The organism is Pseudomonas sp. Pse35 (assembly GCF_024519715.1).
GTDB lineage: Bacteria > Pseudomonadota > Gammaproteobacteria > Pseudomonadales > Pseudomonadaceae > Aquipseudomonas > Aquipseudomonas paracarnis.
Genome location: NZ_JALJRP010000008.1, coordinates 84,009 through 103,783, shown reverse-complemented (window position 1 = coordinate 103,783; position 19,775 = coordinate 84,009). Strand labels below are relative to the sequence as shown.

The window sequence follows — 19,775 nt, the reverse complement described above, 5'->3', positions numbered from 1 at the left end:
GCTTGCTCCCGTGACGGCCTGACAGCCGGCGTCGATCTAACTAACGCGCCGCGATTCAAATGTGGGAGCTGGCTTGCCTGCGAAGGCGGTCTGCCAGCCGACCGGGATATTGGATCTGACCGAGTACATATCCATTATTAAGGTAACGGCCACCGATGGTTCCGCCCTGACGGCGGCTCACTTTGCAAAAGCCGGGATGCCGGCCCAGGCCAAAGTAAGCAAAACGCTCTTGCCCCACCACTCGGCACCTCGCCTAGGCTCGGTGTGCCCGTAATCCGCCAGCGCGGTTTAACGGGGCGCCTAAGATCAAGAGCGACTCGCTTCGCATCGTGGTTGCTGTCTGCTGTTACGCTGGCTGACCCACCGCCATCGCGGCCTCGCCAAGGCTCGAGCGCTCCCACCGTTCAGTTTCCGGCAATGGCGGCTTCGATGGCAGCGATGTCGATTTTGGTCATGGTCATCATCGCTTCGAATGCACGCTTGGCGACGGCAGGATCTTTACTGGTAACTGCATCGACCAACACCCGCGGCGAGATCTGCCACGACAGCCCCCACTTGTCCTTGCACCAACCGCAAGCGCTCGCCTGCCCACCGTTGTCGATGATGGCATGCCATAAACGGTCGGTTTCCTCCTGATCCTCGGTAGACACCTGAAAGGAAAACGCCTCACTGTGCTTGAACAGGGGGCCGCCATTGAGGCCCACGCAGGGGATACCCAGTACGGTGAATTCCACCGTCAACTCATCACCCTGCTTGCCGGATGGGTAGTCGCCAGGCGCACGGTGTACGGCCTTTACTTCGCTGTCGGGGAAGGTCTGCGCGTAGAAGGTCGCTGCCTCCAGGGCATCGCCGTTGTACCAGAGGCAGATTGTATTCTTGTTGTTCATCGCAAGGCTCCTCGGGTTGAAAGGTGCATGAAGTCTAGACGAACAACCTGCACGCTACTCAGGCTTGCACCGCCTCCCGGCCAGCGCGTGAGTCGGCCCGCCGCGAACGCCAGCTCAGCCCCAATACCATCAGCAAGCCCAGGCCCGCCATCAGTGCGCCTGCCAGGGATATGGCCGGGTAGCCCAGCCCGGCATTGATCACCGCGCCACCCAATGCCGCACCAATCGCATTGCCAAAATTGAACGCACCGATGTTCATCGCCGAAGCCAGGTTAGGCGCGTCTTTGGCGGCCTCCATCACCCGCATCTGCAGCGGCGGCACCAGGGCAAAGCTGGCAGCGCCCCACAGCAGGATCGACAGCGCAGCGGGCAACGGCCACTGCATGAGCACCGAAAAGGCCAACAGCACGGCAATCAACACCACCAGCGAGATGATCAAAGTGCGGTCCACTGAGCGGTCCGCTGACTTGCCACCCCACACATTGCCCAGGGTGAGCCCGATTCCGAACAGCACCAGCATTCCAGTGACGAAGTTGGTCGAGGCATGGGTGACATCGCGCAGAATCGGCGCGATGTAGGTGAATACCGTAAACATCGCACTCGAGCCCACCACGGTCAGGGCCAGCGCGGCCAGCACCGGCCCGCGCCCCAGCACACGGATTTCCGCCATCAGGCCGCCACCCTTGGGCGCGGGAGTATTGGGCAAGGCCCACCACAGCGCAGCCATGACCACCGCGCCAAGCCCGCTGATGCCCCAGAACGCGGTGCGCCAACCAAAGTTCTCGCCAAACCAGGTCGCCAGAGGCACGCCGCCAATGGTTGCGAGGGTCAGCCCCATGAACATCGCCGCCACAGCGCCCGCGCGTTTCTCGGGCGCCACCAGGCTTGCGGCCACGATCGAGCCAATTCCAAAGAACGCTCCGTGATTGAGCGACGTCACCAGCCTGGCGATCATCAGCGTCTGGTAGTTGCTGGCCAACGCCGACAGCAAATTACCCAGGGTAAAAATCGCCATCAGCCCGATCAGCAGATAACGGCGGGGCACCCTGGCCGTCGCCAGGGTCATGATCGGCGCGCCAATCAGCACGCCCATGGCGTAGGCGCTTACCAACAGCCCCGCAGCGGGAATGGAGACGTTAAGATCAGCGGCGATACCGGGCAACATGCCCATAGGGGCAAACTCTGTGACCCCGATGCCAAAGGCACCGACGGACAATGCTACAAGGGGGGGATTGATACGCATGGGTGACTCCTCATCTGTGAGCCAAATGCTACAATCCTGTCTTTTGCAGCAGTAGCCCTTGGTTGGGAACTACAGCTTTGCGCAGGAGGCACAAATGGACATCGGCGGGCGTTCGGGAGAGATGGAAGTGTTCACCATGGTCGCCGAGCACGGCAGCCTGTCGGGCGCGGCCAGGGCCTTGGGGCTGACCCCATCGGCCATCAGCCGCATCATTACCCGCACCGAACAGCGCATCGGCACCCGTCTGCTACTGCGCACCACCCGCGCCATCACCTTCACCGCCGAAGGCGAAGCCTACCTGCGCGGCGCCCGGCGCATCCTCGCCGACATGGCCGAAGTCGAAGACGCCATCACCGACCAGGGCGCCCCACGCGGACGCCTGCGCGTCAGCGCCGCACTAGCCCACGGCCGCATGACCATCGTCCCCCTGATCGCCGCCTTCAGCGCCCGCTATCCCGCCATCGTCGTCGACCTGATGCTCGGCGACGAAGTCGTGGACATCCTCGGCGGCCAGGCCGACGTCGCCATCCGCTTCGGCCCCCTCGCCGACAGCCCCCTGACTGCTCGCCTTATCGGCTCTACCGGGCAGGTTATCGTTGCTTCACCGGACTACCTGGCACGGCATGGCACCCCCGTGACGCCGCAGGATTTACTGCAGCACAACTGCCTGCGCTTTAACTTCCGTAGAGCGGCCCCGGATTGGCCGTTTCGGGTGGAGGGGCGGGAGTTTTCGCTGAAAGTGGCGGGGACGATTGAGGGAAATAGCGGCGAGGCATTGGCGCAGTTGGCGAAGCTGGGGGCGGGGGTGGCGAGAATTGGGGCGTTTAGTGTGGTGGAGGAGGTGAGGCGGGGGGAGTTGGTGGTGTTGTTGGAGGAATTTAATCCTGGGGATGTGGAACCGATTCATGCGGTGTTTGTGGGGGGAGGGGCGATGCCGGCGCGGGTTAGGGCGTTTGTGGATTTTTTGGTGGAGAGGTGTGGGGGGTGAGGGGAGGGATTTTTGGGGAGGAGGGGGCTGACCGGCGGATTTCGGCCAAAAGGGACCATTAGATTGGGGTGATTGATCGTTCGAACCCGCTAACCTTCTTGGTTACTAACGCCCATGTTATCCGACCACGTTGAGCCGGTGGTTAGAAGTTCTCTGGTGGGGCATGCTGACTCAAGTAGACTAAACGCCATTATGCCAACTAATGTAGTGTGATAGTTTTGAAGAAAAATTGACCTACCTTCATCCCTGATACCGGAAAGTAGGCTCTTGCCTCCATTTTCCGGGCCAGGCAAGAACCCTGATGGGCTTATTGATTCAGCAATTATTTTGAAGCTAACTAGCTCGTTGTAAGGCTTTCCTATGCATAGGGAAACCATTAACAGTTCGGTAAATATATCAAGGTTGTTGTCACCAAGAAAAATTCTCTTCCAGGCAGGCAGCCAGGTTCTTATGTAGCTGGTGGTTGCTGGTGTTAGAGAGTCAGGTGATGCGCCAAAGTTTGTTATGTAGAAAACTTCGTGAGTTAGCGCATAGGCTGAATCATTTTCGATGATCCATGGCTCTGGGCGATGATATGACCACGTAAGATCAGGCGAGTAGTTTAAGCTTTCAAACACTTCCAGGTCGCACAATGCCCTATTTAGATCCAGGCGGCGCCAGTAAGGGTATTGAATGGATTTTGAGAACTCTGACTCTGAGAAGTTTTTTATCAATCGCCCTAGGGATTCGTTTTTTATGTTGTTTCGATAAAATGTTGCGTAAAGAGAGCTAATCATCATTAGTCCTGGGCGACTGATTAGCGCCAACTTGAGGAAGTCGCCAGAGTCGAGCTCTAGCCAAGCCCACTCTAGCAACTCTCTCGCTGCTACGGAATGCAAATTTCCTCGGATCATTAGGTCGCAGCAAAGAGCGAGCTCACCAATTGGCTTAAGCAGAATAAGCTGCTCATCAGTTGTTTTGCCTAACTTGTGGGAAAAATTATCTCGATTGGCTACTACCCAGTTAATTAGCTTTAGCACCGCCTCCACATTTTTTTCAATGTTCATATGCGCTCCCTATGCGGCACTAGATTGGCCATTTTTAGCCACCACTTCAATTTTGCATCAGCCATTGACTCGGCCGTTATGTTTATGTAATTAACTGCTTGCTTTATCGAGAGAGCTTCCGTCTCACTCAGTTCGCGTTTCGCGGATAAGGCAGCATGAACCCAAAATATTGATTTGAATAAATCTCGTGAAGAAAGTGAGAGCACCAACTCTTCACACGGCTTGATTGCAAATGAATCCGTGGTGTTTTCGTTGAAAATTATTCCATACTTGAATAGCTCTTCAGTGCAATTGGATTCACTTATATCTCTTTGTATTGATGGGGGCTTTTGTGGGTAATTTTTTATGACGGACTTAATAAAATCTGCGCTCGGTGTATTTGTTAAAAATACTTCACTATAATCGGCTAGGCATGACAGTATCTCCTTCGGGGCGACTATCTCTTCGAGTTTGTATGCTGCAAGAATATCAAGGGAGAAAAGGGAAACATTCAATGCTTCCTTGGCTGAAATTGATTCAGCTCTTAAAAAGGCTTGAATGCTCCCGATGCCTGATAACAATATCTTATAGTTCAATTTCACCACGCTTACGTTAAATTTCGTCGATTTTTACCCATGTTGTATCGAATCTAACCAAGAATTGAGGCGTTATTGTTCCAAGTCCAACGTAGGCCTTTAGATCCTTTATTAGATCTCGCTCAGATTGGTCAAGTGAGTTTAAATCTCCAGAGGACAGAAGCTTTTCAAGCGCTATCTTTTGATCAGGGGTAGCATTTAGATTTGAAATATCCACTTCAATCGCTGTGCCTGTGTCTCCAGTGAGTCTGATTTTGGGTGTAGCTGAGACGGTCGTCGATTTCATTTTGAGATCCTTTGGCTGGATTTCAGTTGATTGGTTCGTCTTTGGCTTGTTTTTGAATTTTGTTCGCAGCGCTCCTTTCGTGCTCAGATGTGAGTTTCTAACTATAAATAGACGGCAAAAGTGGTGTAATGCTTTCCGCTGCTGTGTCTGATTGTGCTCCTTGCCTGTGCATCACTCCCTGCTCTGTCTCATGTGTCGCGCCAGAAATAGGAAAAGCGATATGGCTTTTGGCCACATCCCGAAGCCTAGCAGGTTATCTATGGTCTGCAATTGGCCGTTTGCAGCCAATGAGTCAACGCAAGGTTGTAACCGGCACGGATGGACCAAAGCTCATACACCGCCCACTCGCGTTTTCGTTCCAGCCTGCCCGCAAGCGCATCGCCTTTTCATGGCCTTTCCCCGCACTGTCGCGTCTTTTAAGCTTGCTGAAACGTTTCATCGAGTTTATAAAGCGCAAACAACTCCAATAAAGGCGACCGCCATGACCCCGCTAAAACTCCTCGTTGCCCTCAGCGCATTCTCTGCCGCCTCCCACGCCATGGCCTGGGATTACGTGCTGCTCGACACCGACAAAGCCGCCCAGAACTGGCAAATCACCAGCCAGCAACTCGGCATCCAAACCGACAAGCCCTTCAGCGTCACCCTGCGCACCTTGCACGGCGGTCGGCAGGAGGGTGTGAGCATCGTGGATATCGACAACGGCACGATGAAGCTCTCGGTAGTGCCGACCCGTGGCATGAACGTGTTGCAGGCGTCGGTTGGCGATGTGCGGATGGGCTGGGATTCGCCGGTCAAGGAAGTGGTCAATCCTTCCTTCATCGAGCTCAATGGCCGCGGTGGTCTGGGATGGTTGGAAGGTTTCAATGAGCTGGTTACCCGTTGCGGCTACGAATGGGTGGGGCATCCTGGCATCGACAACGGCGAGTTGCTGACCCTGCACGGGCGGGCGGCCAATATCCCTGCGAATAAAGTCACCCTGCATATCGATGAAAAACCGCCGTACGCCATCACCCTGCGCGGCGAGCTGAAAGAGCAGGCGTTCAAGAAGGTCGATTTCTCTGTTGCGACCGAACTGGTCACCGAGCCTGGCAGTGTGGTGTTCGCCCTCAACGACACGCTCACCAACAATGGCGATTATCCGAAGGAATACCAGGCGCTGTATCACAGTAACTTCAGCACGCCGTTCCTGGAGCAGGGCGCGCGTTTCGTTGCGCCGGTGAAGCAGGTGTCGCCGTTCAACGACAAGGCCAAGGGCGAACTGGCCGACTGGCAAACCTATCGCGCACCGACCAAGGACTATGACGAAACGGTTTACAACGTGGTGCCGTATGCCGATGCCAAGGGCGATACCTTGACCGTGCTGCATAACAAGGCCGGCAGCCTGGGTGTTTCGGTTGGCTTCAATACGCAGACACTGCCGGTGTTTTCCCTGTGGAAGAACACTGATACCCAAGGGCAGGGCTATGTCACGGGGTTGGAGCCGGGGACGAGTTTTTCGTACAACCGTCGTTATCAGCGGCCATTGAACCTGGTGCCTACGATCGGGGCGAAGGAACATAAGCAGTTCCGGATCAGCTACAGCTTGTTGGCGGATAAGGCGGCTGTTGAAAAGGCCTTGAAGCAGGTCAGCGAGATTCAGGGTGGGCGGGAGACTGAGGTGCGGCAGACGCCTTTGGTGGATCTGACCAAGGGGTGACATTGGCTGGAGCCTTCACGCGGGGCCCGGCGTTCTTCATCGACGCCGGGCCTGCGTACTCAAACTACTGTAGGAGCGAGCTTGCTCGCGAAAAAACCACAGGCGCCGCGTTCACTCAGGAAGCCCGCGTTATCGTTGAAGTTCTTCGCGAGCAAGCTCGCTCCTACATAGGGGTTGGCATTGATATTGGGCCCTGTTCAGCGCAGGGCTTTCTGTCATCGACGGGCATGCATACTGGAATAACCGTATTTCAGGAGCATCTCCATGATTCGCAGAGCATTACCCACCGACGCAAAAGCCATTGCCCAGGTGCATATCAGCAGTTGGCAAGACGCCTATCGTGACCTGATGCCTGCCCAGTTCTTGAGCGGATTGCAAGCAACGCTGGCTAGGCGCGAAGCCCATTGGGTACGCTCGATTGCCTCGGGTGAGTCAACGGTATGGGTCGCCGAGGTGGGCCAGCAGGTGGTTGGCTGGATAGCCGTCGGCGCCAGCCGTGACGAAGACGCCGTGCAGGCCATTGCAGGTGAGGTCATGGCCATCTACGTACTCGCCGAGTATTGGCACACCGGCGTCGGGCGGGCCTTGTGGAATGCCGGCTTGCAGGACCTGTTGGCGCAAGGCTATGAGCGTTTAACGCTGTGGGTCTTGGCCGGTAATGAAAGGGCGATTCGATTTTATCGCCGGTCGGGGTGCGTCGAGGAGGCCGGGACAGAGCGCCATCTTGAGAGGGGCGGTGTGGCGCTGCTGGAGGTGAGGTATGGTTTGCCGTTGAGATAGCCTAGGTATTTACGCAACTTGGGCATCAGTGGGATCGTTGTCGGCTGCCAGGCCGTCATCGCAGGCAAGCCAGCTCCCACTTTGGATCGCGGGGCATCAGTTATGTCAGCGTCGGCTGCCAGGTCGTCACGGGAGCAAGCTCCCTCGCCACAGGTGCAGCCTCGTACTGAAGGTAGGTGGATACCGATGACGGCTATCTTCACAGGCGCATTCACACCTCACTCATGCCTTACGCGCAGTCAACAACACCGCCGCGGCCGCTGACAACAAACCCGCGCAGCAGCGATTGAACAGGCGCTTGCCCTTCGGCTCGGCAAACCAGCGGCGCATATGCAGGCCCATATAGGCGTAGGCGCTGATAGCCACCCATTCCAAGGCCAGGAACATCACACCCAGCAGGGCAAATTGCGCGGTGATGGGTTGGCCGGGCACCACGAATTGCGGGAGGAAGGCGGTGAAAATCAGGATCGCTTTGGGGTTGCCCGCGGCCACCAGAAATTCCTGCCGCGCCAAGGCCCACAGGCCTACCTTGCTCGGCGCGGTGTCCACCTGCTGCTGCGGGTCTGCGCGCCATAGCTGATATGCCAGGTAAAACAGATACGCCGCGCCGAGAATCTTGATCCCGTAGAACAACAACTCCGAGGTTTGCAGTACCACCGCCAAGCCAGCGGACGCGAGGGCGATCATGCCGGCGAAGGCCAGCAGACGGCCGAGACCGGCGAGGCAGGAGGTGCGGTAGCCATAGCGGGTAGCGTTGCTCACGGATAGCAGGTTATTGGGGCCGGGGGCCATGTTCAGGGCGAAGCAGGCGGGCAGGAAGAGGGCTAGGGTGGCGAGGTCCATGGCGGCTCCGGGTTGGCAGGTCGGGGAGTCTTGAGGATAAACGCATGAAGCGCGGTTTAACACTCCGTGGCTGGGCTTATGGCCCCGCGAGCGCTTCAGGTGCCGCGCCAAACAACCGATCGGCAATTTGCCTGCCCCGTTCCAAGCCTTCCTGCGTCAACCAAATGGATTTGTTTTTGTTCACCGGATTACTGATAAAACCTTGCTCGTGGAGTCGGTTCATTATTTGAAAGTCGTGGCCTTTCCATGAGTTGCCGTTATCAAAGCTGAAGGTGGTCAGCAGGGCAAGTACGGCTTCCTCAATCAGTTTTTCGTCGTATTCCATAATGGGTACTCCGCTTGAGTTACACAGCCCCTGTCGAGCTTAGCGCAGCATTCGCTTGAAGCGTTATGATGCCAATTCCTGTTTTGGTCATGGACGGAAAAATCTTGGCGACTCGCTCTGGAAGTCACACATTGGGTGCACCGTCCGAACTCGATTATTACGATTACAGGTCGGTGCCATTGTCGGCTGAGATCAGCGCGCTGGATGCCTGGAACATCATGACCGCCGAATCAGGGCCGCTGTTGCGATTGGCCTTTCGGATCAGGGATGGGATTTCTTCAAGGTTTGGCGTAAAGCGCATCGGCGGGTTCTCCGGCAATCGGCGCGTGACGGTGCAAGCGGGTGAGCGGCTTGATTTTTTCTTGGTAGAGGACTGCGCGCCGGATAGGCTGGTGCTGACTGAGCGTGACCGGCACCTGGATGTGATGATTTGCCTTTCAATTGCTGATCGTGTGCTGACGATCACTTCATCGGTGATCACCCACAACACCTTCGGGCGCCTTTACATGCTACCGGTGGGGCCGGCGCACAAACTGATCGTCAATCGGTACATGACCCGCTTGCAGCGCAAGCTGCAACAGCTTTGAACCCAGAACAGGCTCACACAACGCAACCTGTTCTCGGTTGGAGATGTCGAGCTTCAGCGATACAGCGAAAGCGCTGGATCACGGCGCAACGCTCCACACCGCCAGTTCATACCCATCCAGGTCGGTAAAGTGGAACCGGCTGCCACCGGGAAACGAAAATGTCTGGCGGGTTATCACCGCTCCCAGCTGTTGAAGCCGCTGCTGCACACTGTCCAAGTCATCTGCGTACACGATAACCAAGGGGCCGCCCGGTCGCACAGGCTCGCCGGTGGTGAAACCACCCGTGAGCCGGCCATCGCTGAACTCGCTGTAGGTGGGGCCGTAATCGACGAAAGTCCAGCCGAATGCAGCGCCGTAGAAGGTTTTGCTGCGGGCAATGTCGCTTACGTTGAATTCGATATTGTCGATCTGTCGGTCTCTGCCACGAGTACTCATGGGGGCTTCCTTGGCCGGTGTGCAAGGCCGGAGTGTAGCGTACCTCACATCCTTTTCATTCATCGATAGGGCCTTTGTGATTAGCCAGTATCTCTGAACACTGCATCCAGCCAAGGTGTGCTTATCTTTGTCGAGGGCCACTCTAGAATGGCGGCGTACTTCTCCCAATTAAAGGAATGTTGTCATGCCTAATCATTCAATCAACGGCAAGGTTGCACTGATCGCGGGTGGTGCGAAGAACCTCGGCGGGTTGATCGCCCGCGATCTGGCCAAGCATGGCGCCAAGGCTGTGGTCGTGCACTACAACAGCGCTTCCAGCCAGGCTGACGCGAACGCAACCGTCGCCGCAATCGAGGCGCTAGGCGCGAAGGCTGTGGCATTGCAGGCGGACTTGACCACGGCGGGAGCGATGGAAAAACTCTTCAACGATGCCGTCGCCGCAGTCGGCAGGCCGGACATCGCGATCAATACCGTGGGCAAGGTGCTGAAAAAGCCAATGGCTGAAATCACGGAGGCGGAGTATGACGAGATGATGGCCGTCAACTCCAAGACTGCGTTCTTTTTTATCAAGGAAGCCGGCAAGCACCTCAATGACAATGGCAAGATCTGCACTATTGTCACTTCACTGCTGGGCGCTTTCACGCCCTTTTACGCTGCATATGCCGGCAGCAAGGCGCCGGTAGAGCAATTTACGCGAGCGGCGGCGAAGGAGCTGGGCGTTCGAGGTATTTCGGTCACGGCAGTAGGGCCGGGGCCGATGGACACGCCGTTCTTCTACCCGGCCGAAGGTGAGGATGCGGTCAGTTACCACAAGACGGCTGCCGCGCTGTCGCCGTTCTCGAGCACGGGCCTGACAGATATCGAGGATGTGGTCCCGTTCATCCGTAACCTGGTCAGTGACGGCTGGTGGGTGACTGGCCAGACAATTTTGATCAATGGCGGCTACACCACCAAGTAAACGGTCAACGCACAGGCGCAGACGTGGTGAGCGCCGATCGATCCGTGCCCCCCGAGCATTGAGAGCCCATGGATAGAATCGAACAGTACCGCGTCTTCGTTCAGGTCGCAGAGCTTGGCAGTTTCATACAAGCGGCACGGCTGATGAGGCTGCCACGCGCAAGCGTGTCGGCCGCCATTCAACAGCTGGAGGCCAATGCCGGCACTCGACTGCTGCACCGGACAACCCGCAAGGTCTCCCTGACCGCCGATGGCACCCAGTTACTGCTGAAGGCGCGCCAGGTCTTGCTGGACATCGATGATATCGACCAACTGTTTAACAGCCATCAGGAACAGGTCATGGGCCGTCTGGAAGTGGACGTGCCCAGCCGCATAGCGCGGCGCCTGGTGATGCCTGCGTTGGCCGAGTTTCTCCGCCGCTACCCTGGGCTCCAACTCGGCCTGGGCTCCACCGATCGCGCCATTGATTTGGTACAGGAAGGCGTTGACTGTGTCATTCGTTTTGGCACCCCGCAGAACAGCAGCCTGGTGGTGAAACCGTTGGGCAAGGTGTTGCTGGTCAATTGCGCGAGCCCCGCATACTTGGCGGAATTCGGGGTGCCCACACAGCCTTGCGATCTGCAAAACCGGCATGTCTGTATCGGCTACAGCACGAGCGCAGGCGGGCAGGAAACGGCCTGGGAATATTGCGTCGATGGCACCGCGCAGGCTGTCATGATGCCGAGCCGTGTGGTGGTCAATAATGCCGAAAGCTATATCGCAGGATGCTGTGCAGGGCTCGGTTTGATTCAGGTGCCGTTGTTCGATGTTCAGCATTTATTGGACAGCGGCGAATTGGTGGAGGTGATGGCGGCCTATCGGCCGGCCCCCATGTGCGTTTCAGTCCTGTACCCGACTCGCCGCCAACGCTCTCGTCGCCTTGGCGCGTTCATCGATTGGTTTGCCGCCTTGATGGCTCCGCATCTGGAGCCTTGATGCACTCCAGCGGTATGCCCACCTGTTCTCTCTGACTCGCCATGTTCCGGGTCGGGCTCAAGGATGAAACCTGCGCCCCAACGCATCCAGCCGCACCGCGATCGGTGGCAGGCGTTCGCTGCTGCGGGCGAGCGTCTCGACGTCGTCGGCGGTGTTCTGGGCGATGCTCTGTACCGACTGCAAGCGCTCGACGATCTCCAGGTTTGCCGAGGTCTGCTCGCGGGTGGTGGTGACGATGTGGCCGTTGAGTTGTTCGATGTGCGCGATGTCCTCGCCCACAGCCCGTAGCATGTCCACGGCCACTTGGCTGTCTGCCACGCAGCGCTCTACGCCTTCGCGGCTGGCGTGCATGGCTTCGACGGCTTGTCGGCTGCCGTGTTGCAGGCCCTCGATGATGCTCTTGATTTCCTGGGTGGAGAGGGCGGTGCGCTGGGCCAGGCTGCGCACTTCATCGGCAACCACGGCAAAGCCACGGCCTTGCTCGCCGGCGCGGGCGGCCTCGATGGCGGCGTTGAGGGCCAGCAGGTTGGTCTGGTTGGCGATGCTGCTGATCACTTCCAGCACCGAGCCGATTTGCTCTGCCTGCACCGCCAGGGATTCCACGGTCGATTCCGTGCCGTTGATGCGCGAGGCCAATTGGCTGATTTCATGTTGGGCGCGGCCGACGCTTTCCTGGCCGCGCACAATCTGCTGGCTGGCCTGGCCTGCATGTTCCACTGCCTGTTCGACCTGCACCGTAATGTGGCCCATGGCGTCTTCCATGCGCTGCATCGAACCGGTCATTTCGCCGATCTGCGCCAGTTGATGCCGTGCGCCTTTTTCCAGGGTGCCGCTCGCGCTGGCCAGTTCCTGGCCAAGCTGGCCCAAGCCATGGGAGTCGCGGGCGACGCCGTCGATCAGGTGGGTGAGTTGCTGCAGGAAGTGGTCGAACCGCTTGGCGAGGGATACGTGGGCCTTGCCTTCACCTTGGGCGGTTTCCACCGTGAACTGCGAGGTAACGGCGAGCATCTTCTCCAGCATTTCCTGGCTCTCCACCGCTTCGGCCTGGCTATGGACGGCCAGGTAGAGCAGGGCGACGGTCTCCATCACCACATAGAAGGCGTGGACGAACACCATCGTCCAGCCGCCGTGATGCTCCATCACAAATACAGGAAAACCCTGGTGCTGTAAGGCATGGAACACCACGTGATGCACCGCGATGGTCAGTGCCGCCACCAAAATCGGCAGCCAGTCACGGTAGAAGGTCAGCACCGCCAACAGCGCGAAAATGCCGAAGTGGGATTCGATCACCCCATGCGCCTGGTTGATGTGCAACGCCGCCATCACCATCAAGCCGGCGCCCAGTGCACAGCGCATCACGCGGGTGCCGCCGATGACGCGATACAGCGCCGTGAGCACCACGCCGGTGCCGCCACCGACGATCACGGCCTGCATGAGGGTGTCGTGCCAGAACGCCAGGCCGAGGGAGAACAGGAACATCAGCCAGATCAATGCCAGCATGATGCGGTCGGCCTTGCGGTCGTGCTCTTGAAAACGGACGGGCATTCACTCTTACTCCATGAGAGGGGGGCGTCGAGGTCAAGCAAGCACGCGGTGTGCCACACAGGCGCGCCGCTGTGGAGTCAAGCAGATATTCAGGATTGTTGCCGGTTACCCACGCGTTATCGGCCTGCGGGCGTGGGACTTTAAGAGCGGCTGCCCGAGCGGGCAGCCGAGGTGGGCATCAGGCTCAGAAACTGTACTTGGCGGTCAGCATCATATTGCGGGGGCTGCCATAGGAGTCGCCACCATAAGTCACTGAGTTGGAGATGGACTGGTAGTAGTGGCGATCGAAGATGTTGTTGGCATTGAGCTGCAAGTCCAGGTGCTGATTGACCCGGTAGCCCGCCATCAAGTCGGTGACGGCGTAGCCGCCTTGCTGGAGCCGGTAGTTGCTGCCATCCGCTAGCTTGATGTCGTTGTACATGCGGCTCTGCCAGGAGATATTGCCGCCGACGCGGAGTTTTTCCAGCGGGCCCTGGAAGTTGTAGCGTGTGGTCACTTTGAACAGGTGCTCCGGGATGTCGGTATCGAACTGCTTGTTGACCTTCTGCGGGTTGGCGTCGTCCTTGATGGTGTGGGTGCGCGCATAGGTATAGCCGCCGCCGACCTGCCAGTTTTCGGTCAAGGCGCCTTGCAGTTCGAAGTCGATACCCTGGCTGCGGATTTCGCCCGAGGCTTCTGCACAGGACGCCTGCGGGCAGTTGGGCACCACCACGGCCACGGCGCGGTTTTCCTGGTCGACGCGGAACAGCGCCACGCTGGCATTCAGCGCGCCACCAAAATATTCGCCTTTGACGCCAACCTCATAATTTTTACCGACGATGGGCTTGAGTGGGGTGCCGGCTGTGCTCTTTTCTTTTTGCGGCGTGAAGATGTCGCTGTAGCTCACGTATACCGAATGCTGGTCGTCCAGGTCGTAGATCAGGCCGGCGTAGCGGGTGAGGTTGCGGGTGACCTTGTAGTCGCCGGCGGCATCACGGTTGTCGTAGTCGTACCAGTCCAGGCGAGCGCCGAGGATCAGCTTCAGCGGGTCGGCCAGGCTCAGGCGGCTGGTCAGGTAGAAACCGTCCTGGGTGGTGACTTCGCGAACGTTGTTGGTGCGGGTGAAGTTCGGCTTGCCCGCATTGATCGGCCAGTTGAGGTCGTAGGGGCTGTAGTTGTGGGTGGTCATGTCGTAGATGCGCTTGCTGGCGCCCACCACCAGTTCATGGGTACGGCCGAACGCCTCGAACGGGCCGCTGGCAAAGGCGTCGAGCCCGGCCTGGTTTTCATCGTAGCTGGCCTGGTACACCGTGCGGGCGAGGGTGTCGTTGGTCCAGCGCGATTGGTAGGAGCCGGAGAACAAGGCGTTCTGTTCGGCATAGTTGGCGTTGACCTGCAGGCTCCAGTCGTTGGCCAGGCGCTGGCGCAGCTCAGCGAACACGGTGTTGATTTCCTGGTCCTTGTTCTCCCAATCGGTGCCTGGGTTATAGGAGCGCGACAGGCCCAGGTGGCGCCCATCCAGGCCGACCATCGAAGCGCCCCAGAAGTAGTTGGTCTTGTCCTTCTGGTTCGAGTAACCGAGGGTCAGGGTGGTGTCTTCGCTCAGGTCGGCTTCGGTGACGGCATAGAACAGGCCATGATCCTGCTCGGCCTTGTCGATAAAACTGTTGGCATCGCGGTAAGAGGTGACGACGCGGCCGCGCCAGGTGCCACTGTCATTGAGTGGGCTGGAGGCGTCGAGCTCGCCACGGTAGTCGTCCCAGCTGCCGACGGCGCCGGTGAGCGTGACTTTCTGCTCATCCAGTGGCCGCTTGCGGATCAGGTTGATGGCGGCCGAAGGGTTGCCTGCGCCGGTCACCAGGCCGGTAGCGCCGCGCACCACTTCGACGCGGTCGAACATCGCCAGGTTCGGCTGGGCGCCTACCGACGCACCGTTGTAGCCGCTGGGGATACCGTCATACATGAGGTTGTCGATATCGAAACCGCGTGCGGTAAAGCCTTGTCGCCCAGGGCCGTTGGAGTAATTGAGGAACAGCCCCGGCGTGGCGTTGACCACGTCGTTGATGCTGGTCATGGCCTGGTCATCCATGCGCTGGCGCGTGATCACGGTGACGGCCTGCGGGGTTTCGCGCAAGGTCAGCGGCAGTTTGGTCGCGGTCTTCATCGAGCCGGTGGTGTACGACTCGCTGCCTTCGGTGGTTGCGCCAAGCTGTTGGCCCGAGACCTGGGTAGCGCCCAGCTCGATGGTGGCCGGTGCTTCGGCGTCGGCGGCAATGGCCGCATTGGAGGTTGCTAGCGCGATAGTGATTGCCATCAGACGGGGTGTAAAAACGTTGCCGCCGCGTTGTTGCACAGACATGAAAGTAGGGCTCCCCAAGTGCCTTCCGTGGCGAATAGTAAATCTGTTGATAATTATTCGCATCAGTCTGACAGATTGAGTCTGTAGGGAAAAGTCCAAAATCTGTAGGAGCGAGCTTGCTCGCGAAAGACTCATGGGCGCCGCGTTTCTCCAGGACGCACGCGTTATCGTAGAGGTTTTTCGCGAGCAAGCTCGCTCCTACAGGGTGGTGTTCAGGTGAACAGAATTTCGTAGGGCTCGCGCATGCGCTCCAGCAATATCTGCGCGAGCATCGGCGGTAAGCCAATTTGTGGGTCACCCACCAACTGGCTGGCGTAGGCATGGGCGGCGTGCAGCTTGCGCGCGACGGTCCAGGTGTCCAGGCGGACCTTGCGTGCACGTTGCCAGGGCATTACCGCGCTTTCCCGGGCCGGCCAATGCCAGGCCCAGATCGGCAGTTCATACAGTTGCGCACCTACCAGGCTGCACGCCTTGGCACTCGCGCGGCCGACGGCGTCATGGTCGTCATTGCCGTCGTTGCGCCAGGTGGTAAACACCACGTCGCCAGGTTGCAGGTAGCGCGCGATGAATTGGCTCATGGGCTGTTCACGGGCGGCCAGTGCATCATCACAAAACCCGCCACGAATCCATTTCAGGCTGTGCAAGGGCATACCCAATCGGCGCAGGGCCTCTGCGCTTTCCTGGGGGCGCACCACGCTCAAGCGGCTGGCCGGCCATACCTGAGAGCCGGGATGGCTGGCGCTGCCATCGGTGATGGAGATCAATTGCAGCGGATGCTCGCGGGTGCTGAGCAGTTGCAGCAAACCGCCGCACGCCAGCACTTCATCGCCAGGATGAGGTGCGATTACCACGACGCGAGCACCGGGTGGTACCAGGGTGTTCAGGGAGATGATGGGGGTTTGCGCCAACTGCGGCGCACTGTTCCAGATTTGCACGGGGCCGCGACGGCCTTCGCTTAAGGAGGCAGGCTTCATGGGGTGTCACATCCTTGTCGGTTGATACCGGGTCGTGCTCCGTTGACGGGACGACGCTCTTGTCTTCACCGCAGGCTCCGCTGGGTGAGTGCGCAGCATGCCAATCAAGGAATGCCATGCAAGGCGTTAGGAGCATAGACAGGCATGGGTATCTGCACAACTTTGATGCGATGTTTGCTGGGCTGACGTCATCGCAGGCAAGCCAGCTCCCACAGGGGGCTATGTTGCCCACAATATCTGCGCCTGGCGCGGATCCCTGTGGGAGCTGGCTTGCCTGCGATTTTGTTTTTACCCAGCCCGCATCAAGCTCTTCAAGTAATCACCAAACCCACCCTCAGCCCGGCAATCCAGTCGCGCACTGGTCACCACTTGCGGCGCATGGCTCCAGGCAATGGAGGCACCGCAACGCTCCAATTCACGTACCAGTTGTACATCCTCGTGGCATTCCAGTGGTTCAAACCCACCGGCCTCTACGTAGGCGCGGGCACTCACGCCCAGGTTGGCCCCATGAATATGCCGATGCCCATCGCGGGCCTGGTAGGCCTGCTGATAACGAATCTGCGCGGCCGGGTCGAAGCCGTCGCTCCAGGCGTCCACGGTGACTGTGCCGCACACTGCGTCGCAGCCTTGGGCCAGTTGGGCCACCAACCAGTCAGGGGCGACACGGCTGTCGGCGTCGGTGCAGGAAATCCACCGCGCGCCTTGCTCCAGCAAGTACCGTGCACCCACGCCGCGGGCGTGGCCGACATTGCGCGCCTGCACGTGCAGGCAATGCACCTGGTGGGCCTGGGCAATCGCCGCGCTGGCATCGCTGCAACTGTCGAGTACTACCAGAATCTGTACCGCTTCACCCAGCAAGCCCGGGTGGTCGGCGGCGATCCGCGCAGCCCGCAGGCAATCATCCAACAGGGCTTCTTCGTTATGTGCCGGGATCAGAATACCGATCATCGTAAACCCTCATGGCGAGCGACCGAGGTGCCATCGAGGCTCCACAGGTCGAGCAGGAAATCCGGGTCCTGGTACTGCACCAACGGTGCTACACCCAGACGCTGTTGCAGCACGGCGTGCACCTGTTCGGCGGTTTGCGGGCAACCGTCAATGGGCACTCGCCAATGGCAGGCCAGGATTTGCCCGTCAGCGGTCAAGGCGGCGAGTGCGCAATCGATCAGACGATTAAAATCACCTGCATCGAGGTAATAACAAAGCTCACTCAATAAGATCAGCTCGAATTGCCCGCCGGGCCATTGTTCCGGCAGGCGACGCTGCTCCACCCGGGCATGAGGAAAACACTCCAGCCGCGCTTGTGCCAGCCGTACCGCCGCAGTTGCAGTGTCGCAACACAGCAGGCGTTCACAACGCGGGGCCAACTCGGCACTCAGTTCGCCGTTGGCACAACCCGGCTCGAATATCGACGCATAGCGCGGCCGCGTCAGCACGGCCAAGGTCAGGGCGCGCTTGCGTTGTTCGTACCAGCGCTGACGAAAAGCCCAAGGGTCGTCATTGCCGGCAAACAACTGGTCGAAGTAGGGGGTTGCCACACTCATACGAACACCATCTCAAAAGGTTGCAGCAAGCGCTCCACCACATAGGGCGCCAGCACCGGTGGCAGGCCGATTTGCGGGTCGCCCTCCAACTGGCTGGCGAAGGCGTGGATCGCATGGCGTTTGCGTGCCACTTGCTCAGCGGTCAGCGGAATCTTGCGCGCCCGATGCCAGGGCACCTTGTGGTCTTCGGCGGTGGCCCAGTGCCAAGTCCACACCGGTAGTTCACACAGCACTGCACCGACGGCCTTGGCTGCCCTGGCGCTGGCGCGGCCCACGGCCTCATGGTCGCAATGCCCATCCTCGCACCACGTGGCGAACACCACATCGTTAGGCTTGAGGTGGCGCTGGATAAATTCGCAGAGCTGGGCTTCGCGCTCGGCCACATGGCTATCGGCAAACCCGCCGCGCAGCCATTTCAAACTGTGCAGCGGCAAGCCAAGGCGGTGCAAGGCCTGGGCCGATTCCTGCGGACGCACCACACTCAGACGCTCCACCGGCCAGCGCCGGGAGCCCGGGTGGCTGGCGCTGCCATCGGTGACGGAGATCAACTGGATAGGGCGATCCAGCGCAGCCAGCCCTTGCAGCAGGCCACCACTGCCCAGCACCTCGTCATCCGGATGCGGGGCGACTATCACCGCTCGATGCCCTGGCGGCACCAACTGCGCCACACTGATGTGCTGCAATTCGGCCAATCGTGCGCTGTTTTGCCAGTGACTCAACGGCGTGCCCTGGCCAACAATCGGATTGGGCCTCATAGCGCCCATCTCCCTGTGGGCTCGCCGGCGACCTGTTCACCGAGGGCGGCCAAGTCGCGTTCGGCATGACTTTGCCGCACATACACCGGTAAATCGGCCATCAACTGGGCAAAGTGCGGATCCTTGCAATACGGCCCGGCGCCGACCGCGCGGCCCACATGCTGGATCACCTGCTCGACTGTGTCCTCGATACACGCACGCGTCTGTTGCGCCAGTTGCCGCGCATCAGCGCGAGGCTCGCGGTCGATCTGCGCGGCGCTGGCGCGCAACACGCAGGCGGCGCTGTTCAGGGCGCTGTCGACCGCGCCGAGGTGGGCCAGCGCATGGGGCTCTGCACGTGTGGCGCACTGGGCGCGCAGTACTTCACCCAGGCGTTGCGCCGCGCCGTACCAGCACGCGGCAATGCCGATCCCACCGTGCCAGAAGCCCGGACGGGACAGATAGTCGCCCGGGCCGCCCACGGCAATTCCCCTGGCGGCGCTGAACAGGATGTCGACGCTACCGGTCGCCGCCATGCCCACCGCCTTCCAACCCTCATCCGTCACCGTGATGCCCGGTTGATCCATCGCCACGGCCACCAATTGCTGGCGGTCCTCTTCGTCCCAGGCCGTCAGCAAACCATGGCTGACCACCGCCGCACCGGAACACCAGGCCTTGCGCCCCTCGACGAGCAGCCGCTGGCCGTCGCGACGCACACGCACCTTGGCCGTCGGCGGCTCGGCCGCCCACATGCCCCAGGTGCTGCCCAGCGGCGGCAAGGGGCTGTCGAGTTCGGCAATGATCGCCAGGGCATCGGTATGGCCTTCGAACAACTTGCACAGACGCAGGTCATGCCCGGCCACCTGGGCCAATTGGCTCAAGCGGGACAGAGTCTGGCCGCTGCCCGGTAACGGCAGTTGATCAAGGCCTTCTTCCTGAAGGGCCCTCAGGGCATTACCCAGGGCTTGCGTGTCGGCATAGCCCCGGTAGCCCTGAAGGAAACCGTGCAACGCCATT

21 protein-coding genes are annotated in these 19,775 nt (G+C 59.4%); 6 read left to right on the top strand and 15 right to left on the bottom strand.

Going from position 1 to position 19,775, the window contains the following annotated elements; translation table 11 throughout:
- Positions 1-404 precede the first annotated feature (404 nt).
- Together OC445_RS09905 and OC445_RS09900 are read right to left on the bottom strand one after the other, a co-directional pair.
- A complete protein-coding gene (locus tag OC445_RS09905) occupies positions 405-887 on the bottom strand; it encodes a VOC family protein (protein WP_089041791.1) in 483 nt (160 codons plus the stop codon).
- Between the two features lie 58 nt (positions 888-945).
- Positions 946-2,130, bottom strand: coding sequence for an MFS transporter (locus OC445_RS09900; RefSeq protein ID WP_198791721.1), 1,185 nt, complete (start codon positions 2,128-2,130; stop codon positions 946-948).
- Between the two features lie 94 nt (positions 2,131-2,224).
- Between OC445_RS09900 and OC445_RS09895 the strand changes: the two genes are divergently transcribed.
- Positions 2,225-3,118 carry a LysR family transcriptional regulator gene (locus OC445_RS09895; RefSeq protein ID WP_038450309.1) on the top strand — a complete coding sequence of 298 codons (894 nt, stop codon included), beginning with the start codon at positions 2,225-2,227 and terminating at the stop codon, positions 3,116-3,118.
- Between the two features lie 89 nt (positions 3,119-3,207).
- Here OC445_RS09895 and OC445_RS09890 read toward each other — a convergent pair whose 3' ends face one another.
- Genes OC445_RS09890 through OC445_RS09880 form a run of 3 tightly spaced genes read right to left on the bottom strand, consistent with a single transcriptional unit; the run spans position 3,208 to position 5,025 of the window.
- Positions 3,208-4,164, bottom strand: coding sequence for a DUF6895 family protein (locus OC445_RS09890; RefSeq protein WP_072446384.1), 957 nt, complete (start codon positions 4,162-4,164; stop codon positions 3,208-3,210).
- Positions 4,161-4,745, bottom strand: a complete 585-nt coding sequence (locus OC445_RS09885) for a hypothetical protein (protein WP_198791763.1) — start codon at positions 4,743-4,745, stop codon at positions 4,161-4,163. The genes OC445_RS09890 and OC445_RS09885 overlap by 4 nt, the downstream gene beginning before the upstream one ends.
- A gap of 10 nt (positions 4,746-4,755) precedes the next feature.
- Positions 4,756-5,025 (bottom strand): hypothetical protein, encoded by a 270-nt coding sequence (locus tag OC445_RS09880; RefSeq protein WP_072446388.1) that lies wholly within the window; start codon positions 5,023-5,025, stop codon positions 4,756-4,758.
- Between the two features lie 481 nt (positions 5,026-5,506).
- Between OC445_RS09880 and OC445_RS09875 the strand changes: the two genes are divergently transcribed.
- Positions 5,507-6,721, top strand: coding sequence for an aldose 1-epimerase family protein (locus OC445_RS09875; protein ID WP_054919244.1), 1,215 nt, complete (start codon positions 5,507-5,509; stop codon positions 6,719-6,721).
- A 264-nt stretch (positions 6,722-6,985) separates the two neighbouring features.
- Positions 6,986-7,501, top strand: coding sequence for a GNAT family N-acetyltransferase (locus OC445_RS09865; protein ID WP_262020134.1), 516 nt, complete (start codon positions 6,986-6,988; stop codon positions 7,499-7,501).
- A gap of 222 nt (positions 7,502-7,723) precedes the next feature.
- Here OC445_RS09865 and OC445_RS09860 read toward each other — a convergent pair whose 3' ends face one another.
- Positions 7,724-8,344, bottom strand: coding sequence for a LysE family translocator (locus tag OC445_RS09860; RefSeq protein WP_259038300.1), 621 nt, complete (start codon positions 8,342-8,344; stop codon positions 7,724-7,726).
- A 76-nt stretch (positions 8,345-8,420) separates the two neighbouring features.
- Entirely contained in the window at positions 8,421-8,669 is a 249-nt protein-coding gene (locus tag OC445_RS09855; protein ID WP_003191615.1) for a DUF6429 family protein, read from the bottom strand.
- 65 nt (positions 8,670-8,734) lie between these two features.
- On the opposite strand from OC445_RS09855, the gene OC445_RS09850 reads away from it, so the two are divergent.
- Positions 8,735-9,256, top strand: a complete 522-nt coding sequence (locus OC445_RS09850; protein ID WP_052199971.1) for a DUF2867 domain-containing protein — start codon at positions 8,735-8,737, stop codon at positions 9,254-9,256.
- Positions 9,257-9,334: 78 nt separating this feature from the next.
- On the opposite strand, the gene OC445_RS09845 is transcribed toward OC445_RS09850, so the two are convergent.
- Positions 9,335-9,691 carry a VOC family protein gene (locus tag OC445_RS09845; protein WP_197900192.1) on the bottom strand — a complete coding sequence of 119 codons (357 nt, stop codon included), beginning with the start codon at positions 9,689-9,691 and terminating at the stop codon, positions 9,335-9,337.
- A 184-nt stretch (positions 9,692-9,875) separates the two neighbouring features.
- Between OC445_RS09845 and OC445_RS09840 the strand changes: the two genes are divergently transcribed.
- Complete coding sequence (locus OC445_RS09840; protein WP_262020133.1) at positions 9,876-10,649, top strand: SDR family oxidoreductase; 774 nt, start codon at positions 9,876-9,878, stop codon at positions 10,647-10,649.
- Between the two features lie 68 nt (positions 10,650-10,717).
- Positions 10,718-11,623: a LysR family transcriptional regulator gene (locus OC445_RS09835; RefSeq protein WP_054919234.1), complete on the top strand. Its 906-nt coding sequence runs from the start codon at positions 10,718-10,720 to the stop codon at positions 11,621-11,623.
- 57 nt (positions 11,624-11,680) lie between these two features.
- Here the strand turns inward: OC445_RS09835 and OC445_RS27030 are convergent, their stop codons facing one another.
- The 7 genes from OC445_RS27030 to OC445_RS09800 all read right to left on the bottom strand — a co-directional run bounded on the left by OC445_RS27030 (position 11,681) and on the right by OC445_RS09800 (position 19,774).
- Positions 11,681-13,168, bottom strand: coding sequence for a methyl-accepting chemotaxis protein (locus OC445_RS27030; protein WP_280089522.1), 1,488 nt, complete (start codon positions 13,166-13,168; stop codon positions 11,681-11,683).
- A 184-nt stretch (positions 13,169-13,352) separates the two neighbouring features.
- Complete coding sequence (locus OC445_RS09825; RefSeq protein ID WP_262020132.1) at positions 13,353-15,506, bottom strand: TonB-dependent siderophore receptor; 2,154 nt, start codon at positions 15,504-15,506, stop codon at positions 13,353-13,355.
- Positions 15,507-15,718: 212 nt separating this feature from the next.
- The gene (locus OC445_RS09820; RefSeq protein WP_057975790.1) at positions 15,719-16,480 is read right to left on the bottom strand and encodes a PIG-L deacetylase family protein; all 762 of its coding nucleotides are present in this window, start codon (positions 16,478-16,480) and stop codon (positions 15,719-15,721) included.
- 288 nt (positions 16,481-16,768) lie between these two features.
- Positions 16,769-17,428, bottom strand: a complete 660-nt coding sequence (locus OC445_RS09815; RefSeq protein WP_054897372.1) for a glycosyltransferase — start codon at positions 17,426-17,428, stop codon at positions 16,769-16,771.
- Positions 17,425-18,024: an SAM-dependent methyltransferase gene (locus OC445_RS09810; RefSeq protein WP_057975792.1), complete on the bottom strand. Its 600-nt coding sequence runs from the start codon at positions 18,022-18,024 to the stop codon at positions 17,425-17,427. Before OC445_RS09810 ends, OC445_RS09815 begins: the two co-directional genes overlap by 4 nt.
- Positions 18,021-18,779 carry a PIG-L deacetylase family protein gene (locus OC445_RS09805; protein WP_262020131.1) on the bottom strand — a complete coding sequence of 253 codons (759 nt, stop codon included), beginning with the start codon at positions 18,777-18,779 and terminating at the stop codon, positions 18,021-18,023. The genes OC445_RS09810 and OC445_RS09805 overlap by 4 nt, the downstream gene beginning before the upstream one ends.
- Positions 18,776-19,774: an acyl-CoA dehydrogenase family protein gene (locus OC445_RS09800; protein WP_054897375.1), complete on the bottom strand. Its 999-nt coding sequence runs from the start codon at positions 19,772-19,774 to the stop codon at positions 18,776-18,778. Before OC445_RS09800 ends, OC445_RS09805 begins: the two co-directional genes overlap by 4 nt.
- Position 19,775: the final 1 nt, after the last annotated feature.